This is a genomic window from Klebsiella sp. P1927, from assembly GCF_018204675.1.
GTDB lineage: Bacteria > Pseudomonadota > Gammaproteobacteria > Enterobacterales > Enterobacteriaceae > Klebsiella > Klebsiella pneumoniae.
Window position 1 is genome coordinate 255,342 of sequence record NZ_CP073377.1, and the last position, 15,311, is coordinate 270,652.

At 55.4% G+C, this 15,311-nt stretch carries 18 protein-coding genes and 1 other RNA gene; 9 read left to right on the forward strand and 10 right to left on the reverse strand.

Annotated features, from left to right (window positions below; all coding sequences use genetic code 11):
* Positions 1 to 13 precede the first annotated feature (13 nt).
* Both KB892_RS01385 and KB892_RS01390 read left to right on the forward strand, forming a co-directional pair.
* A complete protein-coding gene (locus KB892_RS01385; protein ID WP_004218217.1) occupies positions 14 to 817 on the forward strand; it encodes a DeoR/GlpR family DNA-binding transcription regulator in 804 nt (267 codons plus the stop codon).
* Entirely contained in the window at positions 817 to 1,767 is a 951-nt protein-coding gene (locus KB892_RS01390) for a sugar kinase (protein ID WP_002917963.1), read from the forward strand. The genes KB892_RS01385 and KB892_RS01390 overlap by 1 nt, the downstream gene beginning before the upstream one ends.
* A gap of 54 nt (positions 1,768 to 1,821) precedes the next feature.
* Here KB892_RS01390 and garD read toward each other — a convergent pair whose 3' ends face one another.
* On the reverse strand, positions 1,822 to 3,393 hold the full coding sequence (gene garD, locus KB892_RS01395; protein WP_002917960.1) for a galactarate dehydratase: 1,572 nt from the start codon (positions 3,391 to 3,393) through the stop codon (positions 1,822 to 1,824).
* Between the two features lie 392 nt (positions 3,394 to 3,785).
* Here garD and KB892_RS01400 point away from each other — a divergent pair, with 392 nt between their 5' ends.
* From KB892_RS01400 to rnpB, 5 genes are all read left to right on the forward strand, one after another.
* Complete coding sequence (locus tag KB892_RS01400; RefSeq protein ID WP_004149911.1) at positions 3,786 to 5,117, forward strand: MFS transporter; 1,332 nt, start codon at positions 3,786 to 3,788, stop codon at positions 5,115 to 5,117.
* Positions 5,118 to 5,143: 26 nt separating this feature from the next.
* Positions 5,144 to 5,914 carry a 2-dehydro-3-deoxyglucarate aldolase gene (gene garL, locus KB892_RS01405; protein ID WP_002917954.1) on the forward strand — a complete coding sequence of 257 codons (771 nt, stop codon included), beginning with the start codon at positions 5,144 to 5,146 and terminating at the stop codon, positions 5,912 to 5,914.
* A 26-nt stretch (positions 5,915 to 5,940) separates the two neighbouring features.
* Positions 5,941 to 6,831 (forward strand): 2-hydroxy-3-oxopropionate reductase, encoded by an 891-nt coding sequence (garR, locus tag KB892_RS01410; RefSeq protein WP_002917952.1) that lies wholly within the window; start codon positions 5,941 to 5,943, stop codon positions 6,829 to 6,831.
* 64 nt (positions 6,832 to 6,895) lie between these two features.
* The gene (gene garK, locus KB892_RS01415) at positions 6,896 to 8,041 is read left to right on the forward strand and encodes a glycerate 2-kinase (protein WP_002917950.1); all 1,146 of its coding nucleotides are present in this window, start codon (positions 6,896 to 6,898) and stop codon (positions 8,039 to 8,041) included.
* Between the two features lie 32 nt (positions 8,042 to 8,073).
* Positions 8,074 to 8,456: RNase P RNA component class A (gene rnpB / locus KB892_RS01420), an RNA gene on the forward strand.
* A 347-nt stretch (positions 8,457 to 8,803) separates the two neighbouring features.
* On the opposite strand, the gene KB892_RS01425 is transcribed toward rnpB, so the two are convergent.
* A complete protein-coding gene (locus KB892_RS01425; RefSeq protein WP_004150939.1) occupies positions 8,804 to 9,268 on the reverse strand; it encodes an OB-fold putative lipoprotein in 465 nt (154 codons plus the stop codon).
* Between the two features lie 305 nt (positions 9,269 to 9,573).
* Between KB892_RS01425 and KB892_RS01430 the strand changes: the two genes are divergently transcribed.
* Entirely contained in the window at positions 9,574 to 9,984 is a 411-nt protein-coding gene (locus tag KB892_RS01430) for a Spy/CpxP family protein refolding chaperone (protein WP_002917930.1), read from the forward strand.
* Between the two features lie 73 nt (positions 9,985 to 10,057).
* On the opposite strand, the gene KB892_RS01435 is transcribed toward KB892_RS01430, so the two are convergent.
* Positions 10,058 to 10,225 carry a hypothetical protein gene (locus KB892_RS01435; RefSeq protein ID WP_002917926.1) on the reverse strand — a complete coding sequence of 56 codons (168 nt, stop codon included), beginning with the start codon at positions 10,223 to 10,225 and terminating at the stop codon, positions 10,058 to 10,060.
* A gap of 24 nt (positions 10,226 to 10,249) precedes the next feature.
* The gene (locus tag KB892_RS01440) at positions 10,250 to 10,951 is read right to left on the reverse strand and encodes a pirin family protein (protein ID WP_002917925.1); all 702 of its coding nucleotides are present in this window, start codon (positions 10,949 to 10,951) and stop codon (positions 10,250 to 10,252) included.
* A gap of 104 nt (positions 10,952 to 11,055) precedes the next feature.
* Here KB892_RS01440 and yhaJ point away from each other — a divergent pair, with 104 nt between their 5' ends.
* Positions 11,056 to 11,952, forward strand: coding sequence for a DNA-binding transcriptional regulator YhaJ (gene yhaJ, locus KB892_RS01445; protein ID WP_002917924.1), 897 nt, complete (start codon positions 11,056 to 11,058; stop codon positions 11,950 to 11,952).
* A 41-nt stretch (positions 11,953 to 11,993) separates the two neighbouring features.
* Here yhaJ and KB892_RS01450 read toward each other — a convergent pair whose 3' ends face one another.
* The 6 genes from KB892_RS01450 to KB892_RS01475 all read right to left on the reverse strand — a co-directional run bounded on the left by KB892_RS01450 (position 11,994) and on the right by KB892_RS01475 (position 15,293).
* Positions 11,994 to 12,362, reverse strand: a complete 369-nt coding sequence (locus KB892_RS01450; protein WP_002917923.1) for a DUF805 domain-containing protein — start codon at positions 12,360 to 12,362, stop codon at positions 11,994 to 11,996.
* Between the two features lie 126 nt (positions 12,363 to 12,488).
* A complete protein-coding gene (locus tag KB892_RS01455) occupies positions 12,489 to 13,475 on the reverse strand; it encodes a glutathione S-transferase family protein (protein WP_002917922.1) in 987 nt (328 codons plus the stop codon).
* A gap of 80 nt (positions 13,476 to 13,555) precedes the next feature.
* On the reverse strand, positions 13,556 to 13,948 hold the full coding sequence (locus tag KB892_RS01460; protein WP_002917920.1) for a DoxX family protein: 393 nt from the start codon (positions 13,946 to 13,948) through the stop codon (positions 13,556 to 13,558).
* A 345-nt stretch (positions 13,949 to 14,293) separates the two neighbouring features.
* Positions 14,294 to 14,590, reverse strand: a complete 297-nt coding sequence (locus KB892_RS01465) for a YqjK-like family protein (RefSeq protein WP_002917918.1) — start codon at positions 14,588 to 14,590, stop codon at positions 14,294 to 14,296.
* A complete protein-coding gene (locus KB892_RS01470) occupies positions 14,587 to 14,985 on the reverse strand; it encodes a phage holin family protein (protein WP_002917917.1) in 399 nt (132 codons plus the stop codon). The genes KB892_RS01465 and KB892_RS01470 overlap by 4 nt, the downstream gene beginning before the upstream one ends.
* A gap of 2 nt (positions 14,986 to 14,987) precedes the next feature.
* Positions 14,988 to 15,293, reverse strand: coding sequence for an ElaB/YgaM/YqjD family protein (locus tag KB892_RS01475; protein ID WP_002917916.1), 306 nt, complete (start codon positions 15,291 to 15,293; stop codon positions 14,988 to 14,990).
* Positions 15,294 to 15,311: the final 18 nt, after the last annotated feature.

Genomic DNA, 15,311 nt, shown 5'->3' on the forward strand with positions numbered 1-15,311 from the left:
GCTGAAAAGGCGCTTGGACATCGCAGAGATCGTTCGTAAGAACGGCGAGATCAAAGTCGACGATCTGGCAGAAATGCTGGCTGTTTCCGGGGTGACAATCCGTAACGATCTCAACTACCTCGAGCAGCAGGGCTACTTGAAACGCTCTTTTGGCGGGGCGATTTATACCGCCCAGGCTGGCGCGCCGGTTGCGATGACCCGAGAAGCGCCTGCCGTCAGAGATAAAGCGCTGGAGACGGAAATGGCTCGCCAGGTGGCGGCGCAGATAGAAAATGGCGAAACGCTGTTTCTAGGCCAGGGTTCCATTTTGCGTAAAGTGATCCCCTTTCTGGCCAACAGAGAAGAGCTTTGCCTGCTATTAAATGATCTGGGCCACGTCGCGCTGGCGCAGGAGTTTTTAAATGGGGAAACCGTTCTGCTTGGCGGGGTGTTGTCCGGTCAGGGGCGGATTGTGGAGGGCGAACTGGCGCTGAAGGCGTTGGGTCATTACCGCCCTTCACGTGCGCTGATAGCGGTGGATCACATTGCTGAAGACGGCACGCTAAGCGTGCGTAACGAGGTTACGGCACATTTGTTAAGCGAAGCGGTGGCCCAGAGTAAACGAGTCATTGCGATTGTCGCTTCCCGGCCGGTATATGGCGAGAAACGTTATGCTGTGGGTGAATTACAGCAGATCAGCAGCGTCGTGACCCCTCAGGTCGTCGCGGCAGAGTACCATGCCTGCTTCCTCGCCGCGGGTTTGACCAACAGCTATACCAACAATGAATGCCTGACATGGCTCAACACGGCTTTGCATAAGACAAACCAGGAGCGGTGATGAACGTAACCATTTGCACCATCGGCGAGCTGCTGGTGGAGTTTCTCGCCAAGGAAGAGAATCAGGGGTTTTCCCGTCCCGGTGAATTTTGGGGGCCCTATCCCAGCGGGGCGCCGGCAATATTTGCCGATCAGGTGGCAAAGCTGGGTTTCGGCTCCGTGTTGTTTAGCTGTGTGGGCAACGACGCATTTGGCGAGATGAATATTGCGCGGCTGGAGAAAGACGGCGTCAACGTCAACGGCATCGCTATGCTGCAGAAAGCGACTACCGGTAGCGCCTTCGTCAGCTATCGTAGCCAGGCGCAGCGCGATTTTATTTTTAATATGCCTAACAGCGCCTGCGGTCTGCTGACTGCCGACCACATTGACGAAGCGTTGCTAAATCAGTGTCAGCATTTTCATATTATGGGGTCATCGCTATTCTCGTTCCGTATTATCGATGCGATGCGTAAAGCGATTGAAAACATTAAAGGCCGCAGCGGCACAGTATCGTTCGACCCAAATATTCGCAAAGAGATGCTGAACATCCCGGAGATGTCGCAGGCCTTTGAATATATTCTCGACTACACCGATATCTTCCTGCCGAGCGATGGCGAGCTGGATTACTTTGGTCTCAATCCGGAACGCAATGAGCAGGTCCTGGTTGATAAGCTACTGAAACGCGGCGTGAAGCATGTGGTGATTAAACGCGGGCCGCGTGGCGCAAGCTACTTTAGCGCCAACGAGACGCACCATGTCGCCGGCTTCAGCGTGCCGGTGGTGGATCCGACTGGTGCCGGGGATTGCTTTGGCGCCACCTTTGTTAGTCTGTTCCTCAATGGCGCCACGCCCCGGGAGGCGCTGAGATGGGCAAACGCCAGCGGCTCGCTGGCGATTAGCCAACGCGGCCCCATGGAAGGCACCTCGACGCAGGCGGAGATCAGCGCTTTTCTTGCCGCCCAGCATCCCTAACCAACAAGCCCGGATAGATCCGGGCTAAAAGTGGTTAAATCCTTACGCTCTCGATCAGGTTACCGGCGCCGGGTTAAATACCGCCAGCTGGTTGTGCAGGCCCCATTGATCGGAGAAGGTTTTTTTGCGTCCGCTGGCGACGTCGAGAATAAATTCGAACAGCTTCCGCCCGACATCCTCAATCGTCTCTTCGCCAGTGGCGATGGTCCCGGCGTTAATGTCCATTAAGTCATACCAGCGGTTGGCCAGCTCGGTACGGGTCGCCATTTTTATCACCGGTACCGCCATCAGTCCGTACGGCGTACCGCGACCGGTGGTGAATACCTGCACCGTGATGCCAGAGGCTACCTGCTGGGTGCCGCAGACAAAATCGCTGGCGGGGGTTGCGGCGTAAATGAGGCCGCGTTTGGTCGGACGCTGCCCCGGAGAGAGCACCTCAACGATGGCGCTTTTCCCTGATTTGGCAATCGACCCCAGCGCTTTTTCCACCACGTTGGCCAGACCGCCTTTCTTGTTGCCGGGGGAGGGGTTAGCGCTGCGGTCGGTTTTGCCCATATCAAGATAGTTATCGTACCAGGCCATCTCTTCCAGCAGACGTTTACCGACCTCTTCGTTAATCGCCCGCGGGGTCAACAGATGAATGGCGTCGCGTACTTCGGTCACTTCCGAGAACATCACCGTCGCCCCGCAGCGCACCAGCAGGTCGGACGCGTAACCTACCGCCGGGTTGGCGGTCACGCCTGAAAAGGCGTCGCTGCCGCCGCACTGCATCCCGACCACCAGCTCAGAGGCCGGGCAGGTTTCCCGCTGGCGCTGGTTCAGTTTCGCCAGGTGGCGCTCGGCGACCTGCAGAATGTCATCGACCATCGATTTAAAACCAACATGCTTTTCATCCTGCAGGCTGACGATGCTGGCGCTGTCCACCGGGATACTTTTGACGTCTTCCGTGCCCTGCAGCAGGCGTTCCGGCTGCAGCTTCTCACAGCCGAGGCCAATGACCATCACCTCGCCGCCGAAGTTTGGGTTGAGGGCGATATTATGAATGGTGCGAATCGGCACTACCGCCGCCGGCGCATTAATTGCCACGCCGCAGCCGTAGAGATGATTCAGGCCCACCACGCCATCGACGTTGGGATAGTTTGGCAGCAGGTCGCGTTCAATGATTTTCACCACGTAATCGACCACGCCAGCGACGCAGTGCACGCTGGTGGTAATACCCAGCAGATTCTTGGTACCCACGCTGCCGTCAGCATTGCGGTAGCCTTCGAAGGTGTAACCTTCCAGCGGCGGTAGCGGTTCAGGCACTTTAGTGGCCAGCGGCAGGGTATTCAGCGGCGGGGCGGTGGGCAGCTCCACCAGCGACTCGTCAATCCAGCTTCCCTGCGGGATATCGCGTACGGCATAGCCAATGACTTCGCCGTAGCGGATGATTTCACCATGGGCGGGGATATCCACCAGGGCAACTTTGTGACCCTGCGGGATATGCTCGACGAGCGTCAGGCCGTCCGGGAAACGCGTTCCGGCGGTTAAGCCGCGATCGTTGACAATAATCGCCACATTATCTGTCGGGTCAACTTTAATATAAAACGCGGTCGGCGATTGTTGTCGAATTGCAATGTCAGCCATTGTCCAGTCATCTCCAAACAGGTGCTAATAATAAAATAAAACGCTAATTCATTTGCTACGTATCAGTATGATGGAATAAAGGATGTCAGCTGAGTTGATTTTAAAATGTGATCGGCATCACTCCTTTTTATGACGCTAACCTCTGCAGGGCAGGCAATCGTAAGAAGTGTGGATTAGCGCCCATGACTTATGGCATAAGCACAATTATGGATTTAAATAATAACTTTATATTGTGGGTATGCATAGTGTCTGGCGGGGGCGTGCTGATTATACTGAGTCATGTTTTTGAGGTGATCGATATGCGAATAGACAATTTCAATATCGTCTTTTAAATAAATCAGAAACCACTTAAAACAATTATAAAAGGTGTTCTGTGCCCGAGGAATGTCTAAATGATTTTGGATTCTACATTAGATGAAAAAAAAGGAATACCGACCCGCTATTTAATTCTGTTGATGATATTTGTGGTGACGGCAGTGAACTATGGCGACCGCGCGACCTTGTCTATCGCCGGTACTGAAGTCGCGAAAGAGCTGGGGCTCAGCGCGGTGTCGATGGGATACATTTTTTCCGCCTTCGGCTGGGCTTATCTGCTGATGCAGATCCCTGGCGGCTGGCTGCTGGATAAATTTGGCTCGAAAAAGGTTTATTCATACAGTCTGTTTTTCTGGTCACTGTTTACCTTCCTGCAAGGCTTTATTGATGTGTTCCCGCTCGCCTGGGCCGGGGTCTCCATGTTCTTCATGCGTTTTATGCTGGGCTTTTCCGAAGCGCCCTCGTTTCCCGCCAACGCCCGCATTGTGGCGGCCTGGTTTCCGGCCAAAGAGCGGGGTACGGCTTCAGCTATCTTTAATGCCGCTCAGTACTTCTCGCTGGCTCTGTTCTCGCCGCTGCTCGGCTGGCTGACCTTCGCGCTGGGCTGGGAACATGTCTTTACCGTGATGGGGATAATAGGGTTTGTGCTCACCATCATCTGGGTGAAGTTTGTGCATAACCCCACCGATCATCCGCGAATGTCCGCCGCGGAGCTGAAATATATCTCAGAAGGCGGCGCAGTGGTCGATATGGACCATAAAAAAGAGGCCACCCCGGCGGCCGGGCCGAAGATGGACTATATCCGCCAGTTGCTGACTAACCGAATGATGTTAGGCGTATTTTTCGGTCAGTATTTCCTGAATACCATTACATGGTTCTTCCTGACGTGGTTTCCGATCTACCTCGTGCAGGACAAGGGAATGTCGATTCTGAAAGTGGGGTTTGTGGCTTCGATTCCGGCGCTGTTTGGCTTTGCTGGCGGCGTACTGGGCGGGCTGTTTTCGGATTATCTGATTGGCCGCGGCTGCACGCTGACTTTTGCGCGTAAGCTGCCCATTGTGCTGGGAATGCTGCTGGCGTCGTCCATCATCCTGTGTAACTACACGGCCAGCACGCCGCTGGTCATTACGCTGATGGCGCTGGCGTTCTTTGGCAAAGGCTTTGGCGCGCTGGGCTGGCCGGTTATCTCGGATGTCGCGCCGAAGGAGATTGTTGGCCTGTGCGGCGGGGTATTCAACGTCTTTGGCAATGTGGCCTCGATCGCCACGCCGCTGGTTATTGGCTATATCGTGAGCGAACTGCACTCATTTAATGGCGCACTGATTTTTGTTGGCGGCTCCGCGCTGATGATGATGGTCTGCTACCTGTTTGTGGTTGGCGATATCAAACGTATGGAATTGCAGAAGTAAGCAACGATTAACGCAAGGTAAAAATCATGGATAACGCAATTTTTCCGAACAAATTTAAGGCCGCGCTGGCGGCGCATCAGGTGCAGATTGGCTGCTGGTGCGCTTTGGCTAACCCGATTAGCACCGAGGTGCTGGGTCTGGCGGGGTTCGACTGGCTGGTGCTGGACGCGGAACACGCGCCAAACGACGTCACCACGCTCATTCCGCAGCTGATGGCCCTGAAAGGTAGCTCCAGCGCGCAGGTAGTCCGTGTGCCGACCAATGAACCCATCATCATCAAGCGCATGCTGGACATCGGCTTCTATAACTTCCTGGTGCCGTTTGTCGAGACGGCTGAACAGGCGGCGCAGGCGGTGGCTTCGACCCGTTATCCGCCGGAAGGGATCCGCGGGGTCTCCGTTTCCCACCGCGGCAATATGTTTGGCACCGTGCCGGACTACTTCGCCCAGTCCAACAAGAACATTTCCATTCTGGTGCAGATTGAGAGCCAGACCGGAGTGGACAACGTCGAGGCGATTGCCGCGACCGAGGGCGTGGACGGTGTGTTTGTCGGCCCGAGCGACCTGGCCGCCGCCTTAGGCCATTTGGGCAATGCCGCCCATCCTGAGGTGCAGCGCGCTATCCAGCATATCTTCGCCAGCGCGAAGAAGCACGGTAAGCCAAGCGGCATTCTGGCGCCAGTGGAAGCCGATGCGCGCCGCTATCTGGAATGGGGCGCGACCTTCGTCGCCGTTGGCAGCGATCTGGGCGTCTTCCGTTCTGCAACCCAGAAACTTGCCGACGCGTTTAAAAAATAATCACCAGGATGAAGAGAGAGAACATTATGACAATCAAAGTAGGTTTTATCGGTCTTGGCATTATGGGCAAACCGATGAGCAAAAATTTGCTGAAAGCGGGTTACTCGCTGGTGGTGTCTGACCGTAACCCGGAAGCGATTGCCGACGTGATCGCCGCTGGCGCTGAGACCGCGACGACGCCGAAAGCGATTGCCGAACAGTGCGAGGTGATCATCACCATGCTGCCGAACTCTCCGCATGTTAAAGAGGTGGCGCTGGGTGAAAACGGCATTATTGAAGGGGCGAAACCGGGCACCGTGGTGATCGATATGAGCTCCATTGCGCCGCTGGCGAGTCGGGAAATCAGCGAAGCGCTGAAAGCCAAAGGTATTGATATGCTGGATGCGCCGGTGAGCGGCGGCGAACCGAAAGCCATCGACGGCACGCTGTCGGTCATGGTCGGCGGCGATAAAGCGATCTTCGATAAATACTACGATCTGATGAAAGCGATGGCCGGCTCCGTAGTGCATACCGGCGATATTGGCGCGGGCAACGTCACCAAACTGGCTAACCAGGTAATTGTCGCGCTGAACATCGCGGCGATGTCTGAAGCGCTGACCCTGGCGACTAAAGCCGGCGTCAATCCGGATCTGGTTTATCAGGCTATTCGCGGCGGTCTGGCGGGCAGTACCGTGCTGGATGCGAAAGCCCCGATGGTGATGGACCGTAACTTCAAACCGGGTTTCCGTATCGACCTGCATATTAAAGATCTGGCCAATGCGTTGGATACCTCACACGGCGTGGGCGCCCAACTGCCGCTGACGGCGGCGGTGATGGAGATGATGCAGGCGCTGCGCGCGGACGGTCTCGGTACTGCAGACCATAGCGCGCTGGCGTGCTATTACGAAAAACTGGCGAAAGTGGAAGTCACTCGCTAACAAGAAGGGCGCCCTGCGCGCCCTGTTATGCTTGCCTTGCGCGGCGCTGTCAGGCTACAAAATTATGAAAATCGTCATTGCCCCAGACTCTTACAAAGAAAGCCTTTCTGCCAGCGAGGTAGCTCAGGCGATAGAAAAAGGATTTCGGGAAATTTTCCCTGATGCACAGTATGTTTCCCTGCCCGTCGCCGACGGCGGCGAGGGGACGGTGGAAGCCATGATTGCCGCCACGCAGGGAAAGGAACATTTCGCGTGGGTAACGGGTCCGCTGGGTGAGAGAGTGAAGGCCTGCTGGGGCATGTCCGGCGACGGCGTCACCGCGTTTATTGAGATGGCGGCAGCCAGCGGTCTGGGGCTCGTTCCGCCCGACAAACGTAACCCGCTCATCACCACTTCACGGGGTACCGGGGAGCTAATATTACAGGCGCTGGAGCATGGTGCGGAACGGATCATTATCGGCATCGGCGGTAGTGCGACCAACGACGGTGGGGCGGGTATGATGCAGGCGCTAGGCGCCCGCCTCTGTGACGCCGAGGGACAAGAGATCGGCCATGGCGGGGGCAACCTCGGCAGTCTGAGCCGGATCGATCTTTCCGCCATCGATCCGCGCTTACGTGACAGGATGATTCACGTGGCCTGCGATGTTACCAACCCGCTGGTGGGCGAGCGTGGGGCGTCGCGGATCTTTGGCCCACAGAAAGGGGCGACCGAGGCGATGATCGTCGAGCTGGATCGTAATCTGGCGCATTATGCCGACGTCATTAAGGCGTCGCTGCAGGTGGACGTGAAGTCGATCCCTGGCGCGGGAGCGGCCGGCGGCATGGGCGCGGCGCTGATGGCCTTTCTCAATGCGGAGCTGCGCAGCGGGATTGAGATCGTTACCGAGGCGCTGAAGCTGGAAGAACAAATCCATGACTGCTCACTGGTGGTCACCGGGGAAGGGCGGCTCGATAGCCAGTCTGTTCACGGTAAGGTGCCGGTGGGGGTGGCACGGGTGGCGAAGAAATACCGTAAGCCGGTGATCGGTATTGCTGGCAGCCTGACTCACGATGTCGGCGTGGTTCACCAGCACGGTATCGATGCCGTATTCAGCGTGTTAACTTCCGTTTCGACGCTGGAAGAGGCATTTCGCGGGGCGTTTGATAATATTTACCGCGCGTCGCGTAATATTGCTGCCACCCTGCAGGTTGGGATGACCACTGAGGGATGACAACGGGCGGTAAACCCTCTATACTGCGCGCCGAAGCTGACCAGACAGTCGCCGCTTCGTCGTCGTCCTCCTTCGGGGGGAGACGGGCGGAGGGGAGGAAAGTCCGGGCTCCATAGGGCAAGGTGCCAGGTAACGCCTGGGGGGTGTCACAGCCCACGACCAGTGCAACAGAGAGCAAACCGCCGATGGCCCGCGCAAGCGGGATCAGGTAAGGGTGAAAGGGTGCGGTAAGAGCGCACCGCGCGGCTGGTAACAGTCCGCGGCACGGTAAACTCCACCCGGAGCAAGGCCAAATAGGGGTTCATAAGGTACGGCCCGTACTGAACCCGGGTAGGCTGCTTGAGCCAGTGAGCGATTGCTGGCCTAGATGAATGACTGTCCACGACAGAACCCGGCTTATCGGTCAGTTTCACCTTTTTATGTCAAAACCCCGCTCCGGCGGGGTTTTTGCTATTCGAATAGCGGAGAAAGGATGAATGACTGTCCACGACGCTATACCAAAAGAACGCGGCTTATCGGTCAGTTTCACCTTTTTATGTCAAAACCCCGCTTCGGCGGGGTTTTTGCTATTCGAATAAGCGGGGACAGGATGAATGACTGTCCACGACGCTATACCAAAAGAAGGCGGCTTATCGGTCAGTTTCACCTTTTTATGTCAAAACCCCGCTCCGGCGGGGTCTTTGCTATTCGAATAGCGGGGACAGGATGAATGACTGTCCACGACGCTATACCAAAAGAACGCGGCTTATCGGTCAGCTACCGTTATTTAACCACCTTAGGATTCTGTAGCGTCGGGATCGTGGAATCTTGCACCTGATGAACCTGGCCGACGATCGTAGCGACGCTGCCGTTGCTTAAAGCCTCTACGTCTGCGCTGTTATGCGAGCCAAAATTAAAGGTAAGACGTTTATCCGTTTTATTCTGTTCATCTCGCATGGTCACGATAAAATAGTAGCTGCCGGCGATACCGCTCTTCCGACGAATGTCGACAATCACCCCGCGTACCTTGACCCATTTACCCAGATAATCGCTGCTGGCCTTCGCCGGGTTGAGAGTAAACGGCTGCAGGAACTGAGCCACTGAATACGTCTGCATCGAAGCGACGGCGTCATCTCCGGGTTGAAATAATTTGTCTCCCGCGGAATAAAAGGCTTTAGAAGCCAGGCCGCAGCCGCTTAACAGCGAGATGACAAAAACCAGCGGTAATACGCGAAAACGTAATAACATCTCAATCTCCTTATCTATTTTTAAATGATATCCTTGATGCGCTGGATAACGTAATATGCGCTAATTAAATTAAAGGAAAAGTCACCGCTGTCAAATATTTTGCCTGCTGTTGAAATTAAAATAAAAACTGGTGATGTTAGGGCGTCAAATATATAAATTAACACAGCATTCATATTTTATATGTTTTAGTGAAGTATATTAGTGCTGTGGATATATAATGTTTGGCTATCATTTTTTACATTTATTCACTGCGCCCTGGGAAATAATAATCCGCTATTTCTGCCACCTTTACTTCAGGAAAAAAAATGAAATTGATAACCCGTATTGCCTTTGCCACGCTGTTGACCACCGGTTTCTCTATCACGGCTCAGGCCGCAGACGTTAAGGCGGCGCCAGCACCGGCGCAGGATCCTATTGTTCAGCACTTAAAACTTACCAACGATCAGGTCGCGAAAATTAAAAGCCTGCATCAGCAGTTGGAGAGTAATGTCCAGCAGATTTCCCAACAGGAAATTAAAGACGGGGCTCTGATAAACGTAATTCATTCCGGTAAATGGGATGAAAAAGCGGTCAACGATCAGCTGGCGGCCTTCAGCAAGATTGATCAGCAGGTGCGTTATTACCGCGTGAAGTACTATTTTGAGGTGAATAAGGTACTGACGCCGGAGCAGCGCACGCAGGTGAAAAAAGATCTTGCCGACGCGCTGAGTGAATAATGCCATCGGCCCCTCGCGGGGCCGATATCTTCTTCAGGCCATTAATGAAAATCAACCCAGCCATTTTGCCGTTTCAGGCGAGACTTTCTTCATCCCGCAGGCGGATCTCCGCTTCGGCAACAATGGCTTCCAGTTCGCTAAGCATCTCATCATAACCAAAGCTGGCGGCCCCGGCGACTTGCGGTTGCACCGGGGCTAACGGCGTTGGTGACGCCTTTTTTCTGTTTTTCTTCTTACTCACTGACAGACTCCATCACTTCCGTTGTTACACCGGTAAATCTATCAGCAAAGCGCGCAGCGGCGTATCGGCGACGAGGGTAATGTTAGCTTCGTCACGAATAAATGCGCCGTCACCGCAGGTGAGAGCCTGCTTTTGCTGTTCCTGTGCGACGGCATGGACGGAGCCGTGAATCGACTGCAGGTAGGCGCGTGGACCATGTAATTGCACGTTGATCTGCTCACCTTTCTCCAGCGCGATATGGTAGACCCAGGCCTGTTGGCGAAGCTGGAGGCTGTTATCCCCGCCCTCCGGAGAGGCCAGCAGCTGCAGCGTCGCGTCTGCGACATTGATTTTCTGCTGCAGCGGGTTTTCCCGCTGCGGGCAGGCATCAAGCCAAAGTTGCATTCGCGTTAACGACTGCTCTTTACTCAGATTATGCTCGCTATAGCTCACGCCAGGCTGGGTGGCGATCAGCAGCGCTTCACCGGCTTTGGCCTGCACGTGGTTGCCGTCGCTGTCGCGATACTCCGCTTCGCCTTCCAGAATCAGGTTCAGGATATCGACTTTTGGGTACGTTCTGGCCTGGAAGGAAGCGCCGGGCGCCAGCACTTCCTGGTTGAGGACGCGCAAGGATGCGAAGCCCAGTAATTTCGGGTCGAAGTAGTGGCCAAAGGAGAAGGTGTAGCGGGCCTGCAGCCAGCCGAAGTCTGCTTGTCCGCATTGTTTGGCTGTTCGGGTAGTAATCATGTTCTTGACCTCTCTTTACACTAAATCAATGGTAAAGGTATGGACGCTGTATTGTTAGCCAGATATTCTGCCCGGTATGTTCAAATTTCCTGAATGAGAAAGCGATGGCCAAAGAGAGAGCATTAACGCTGGAAGCGTTACGCGTGATGGATGCGATCGACCGGCGCGGAAGCTTCGCTGCCGCAGCTGATGAGCTGGGACGCGTGCCTTCCGCCCTGAGCTACACCATGCAAAAACTGGAGGAGGAACTGGACGTGGTGCTGTTTGACCGCTCAGGTCATCGCACGAAGTTCACTAACGTTGGAAGAATGCTGCTGGAGCGCGGGCGCGTGCTGCTTGAAGCGGCGGATAAACTCACCACCGATGCTGAAGCCCTGTCGCGCGGTTGGGAAACCCACCTGACGATCGTTACCGAAGCGCTGGTGCCCACCCCGGATCTGTTTCCGCTAATTGAAAAACTGGCGACCAAATCTAATACGCAGTTATCGATTATCACCGAGGTGCTGGCCGGCGCCTGGGAGCGGCTGGAGCAGGGGCGGGCGGATATCGTTGTCGCGCCGGATATGCATTTTCGTTCCTCCTCGGAGATTAACTCGCGCAAACTCTATTCGGTGCTCAATGTGTACGTCGCGGCGCCGGATCACCCAATCCACCAGGAGCCGGAACCGCTCTCGGAAGTGACCCGCGTGAAATACCGCGGCGTCGCGGTGGCGGATACCGCGCGCGAGCGGCCCGTCCTCACCGTCCAGTTGTTGGATAAACAGCCGCGCTTAACGGTGAGCACCATTGAAGACAAGCGCCAGGCCCTGTTGGCCGGGCTAGGTGTGGCGACCATGCCCTATCCGCTGGTGGAGAAGGATATTGCCGAAGGACGTTTGCGGGTTGTCAGCCCGGAATACACCAATGAAATTGACATAATTATGGCCTGGCGACGGGACAGTATGGGCGAAGCGAAGTCTTGGTGTCTGCGTGAGATCCCCAAGCTGTTTGCCGGCAGATAGTGATGAAGACGCTCCTCCCGTTAACGGGAGGAGCGGGAAGATTAATAGGAGAAGGGTTTCGGATCGGGTCCGAAGCGATTGTTGCCTTCGGTGCCGCGCTGGCAGTTAAAGATCAGGATCACCAGCCAGCCGATGACCGGGATCAACAGCAGCAATAGCCACCAGGCCGAACGATCGGTGTCATGCAGACGGCGAAATTGCACCGCCCACCACGGTAAAAAGACCAGTACGCCATAGATAGTGGTCAGAATGCCTTCGCCGCCAGCCCGCTGCCAGCCCAGCATTTTATCGATGATGCTCAATACGCCGGTCAGGATGAGGTTGACCAGAATAAACATCCAGTACTCTTTGCGCCGCGCACGGCCGCCAAATCCTATATAGTTTTTTAATACCTTGAGATACCAGTCCATTTCTACGCCTCAATTAACCGTCAATCACTTGTTTTTTAAGCGATCGCAATAAGAATAGACGTGAATGAATGGTGGGTAAATATCTGTTTTCTGAATTATTGGGCGCCATCACTGGCGCCCGACAGATCAACGGAAGCGCTGATCGCGACCGTGCGGTTCGTTGAGATCCTGCTGCGGCCCAATGGAAATAATACCGGTAGGGTTAATGGTTTTATGGCTGCGGTAATAGTGGTGACGGATATGCGGAAAACTCACCGTCTCGGCGATACCCGGCATCTGGTAGATGTCGCGCAGGAAACCGTACAGATTGAGGTAATCACTGATGCGCCGTTTATCGCATTTAAAATGGGTCACATATACCGGGTCGAAGCGTACCAGAGTGGTCCAGAGGCGAATGTCGGCTTCCGTTAGCTGATTGCCCGTCAGATAGCGATGCTGGCCGAGGATCTGCTCCAGCCGCTCCAGCGAGGTAAAGACCGCATCCACCGCTTCGTCGTAAGCTTGCTGGCTGGTGGCAAAGCCGGCTTTATACACGCCGTTGTTGACGTTGTCATAGATCCAGCCGTTCAGCTCATCGATTTGTTCCCGCAGCGCTGGCGGGTAGTAATCCCCGGCCCGGGCGCCAAGGCCATCGAAGGCGGTATTGAACATGCGGATGATTTCTGCCGACTCATTGCTGACGATGGTCTGCTGTTTTTTATCCCACAGCACCGGCACGGTCACGCGTCCGGTGTAGTGCGGGTCGGCGTGCAGATACAGCTGATAGAGAAAGTCATGCTGGTAGAGAGTATCGCCGGTGGCTTCCGGGAAGCTATCGTCAAAGGTCCAGCCGTTTTCCAGCATCAGCGGATTGACCACGGATACGGGGAGAAAAGGCTCCAGACCTTTTAATTTACGCATAATTAACGTGCGATGCGCCCACGGGCAGGCGAGAGAAACATACAAATGATAGCGATCCTTTTCCGCTGCAAAACCGCCTTCACCGCTGGGGCCAGCCGCGCCGTCGGCGGTCAGCCAGTTACGGAAGGCGGAAACGGAACGTTTAAAACGCCCACCGGTGGATTTTGTGTCATACCAGGTATCCTGCCAGACGCCGTCGACTAATTGTCCCATCTTTGCTCCTCCTTCAGACTACAGATAGCAAAAGCGAGGAGTGGTCTCCTCGCTTTTTTCATTCATTCAGTATAGTGCGCTTACCATTTCTTATTCAGTACACGGTCAATACTGAAGGCGCCCGGTCCGGTAATGGCCAGCAGCAGGTAACCGCCCGCAATGGTCAGGTTTTTCATGAACATCAGGGAGTTCACGCCTTCCGCAAAGTTGCTATGGAACAGGAACGCGGTCAGCAGCGTAAAGCCCGCAGTGAACAGCGCGGTGGTCCGGGTCAGGAAACCGAACAGAATCGCCAGACCGCCGCCGAACTCAAGGAGGATGGTCAGCGGCAGCAGCGCGCCCGGGACGCCCATGGCTTCCATATACTGCTGGGTTCCCGCATAACCGGTGATTTTGCCCCATCCTGCAGTGATAAACAGAATCGGCATCAGAATACGCGCTACCAATACACCAACATCTTCTAATTTTTTCATTTGTTACTCCAGAAAACCCAAAGGGCGGCGGTTTTGTTTTTTAGTGCAATCCCGCGTAGTTACGCGGTGTTGCTGTCGATGGAGAGGATAGTAGCGAGGCGGAGAGGGAATTGTTAGCAAGGAAAACTGTAGATCTATTTCAAAGTTTCTGAGCAATCAGTACGCGGAGGCGAAAGAGTACCGAACGCGATGGGCCACCACCGGACCTGGTATGGCGTAAGGTAAAGGGCGTCGTAGAGAAGGGCGCGCTACGGAAAAGGCGCATGTTGCTGCGAACAGCGTGCAGTAAGGGACAGGGAAATGGCAGAGCGTGGGCGCCAGGGAAAGCGCCCACGCTCAGGGCCGTTAGCGAACTGCCGACTGGCGCAGGATCCCGCGCACCAGGCGCCAGGTGCTCCACAGTCCGAGTCCGCGTTTGGTCCAGCGCATTAAAAAATGCGGATGTCGTACGGACCATACGGCCATCAGACCGCTGCCAACCATCAGCCACGAACGTAAACTCAGCAGCGTATGCCAGCCGCGGTCGAGGGGCGCAGTCGCCTCGTGCCAGTGACGGCGGCAGGCGCTGAGCTCCAGCCGTTGCTGCTGGATCTGGCGCAGCAGCTGCGTCTTTTGCCGTTCACGCTCCTGTCGGCCATTCACGATTTATCCTCCTCCAGAAGGGCACGGTCGTTCTCCAGCTCTTTACGCGTTAGACGCAGCAGCGTGGAGCGGCGCGCCTTACGTAGGGTTAGGATACCCACGATCGCGGCGGCGAGGAGCAGCACAACGGTGGTGGCGATCATCACGTGCAGGCGGTACTGAGCGTCAACGGCCCAGATAACCAGCACCAGCAGACTCATGAGGCCAAACGCGGCAAACAGCAGCGTCAGTCCGGTCATGATCAGCAGCTGGAAGAGGTTGGCTTTCTCCTCCTCCAGCTCCACGACGACCAGACGCAGCCGCGTTTCCACCATTTCGACCAGCAGCGTGACGATGCGCTGACCAATGGAGAAAACGCGCTGACCCGGTCCCTGCGTGTGTTGAGTATTCGCCATAATCAGCGACGCGACAGCAGGACACCCAGCACCAGCCCGACGGCGGCGCCAATTCCTACCCCAGTCCACGGATTTTCGCGAACATAATCATCCGCTCGCGCGGCGGTCTCACGAGTTTGACGAAGAATCGCTTCGCTGGTTTCACCCAAACGAGCGCGGCTCTCTTTCAGCGCGCTCTCGGCTTTACTGCGCAGTTTACCCATCTCTTCTTTCGACTTGTCCGCCGAGGAATTTAGTACTTCCTCCAGGGTATCCGCCAGCGTTTTCAGTTCTGCACGAAGGTCGTCAGTCACATTCTCTTTAGCCATGTCGTTCTCCTGTAGCGT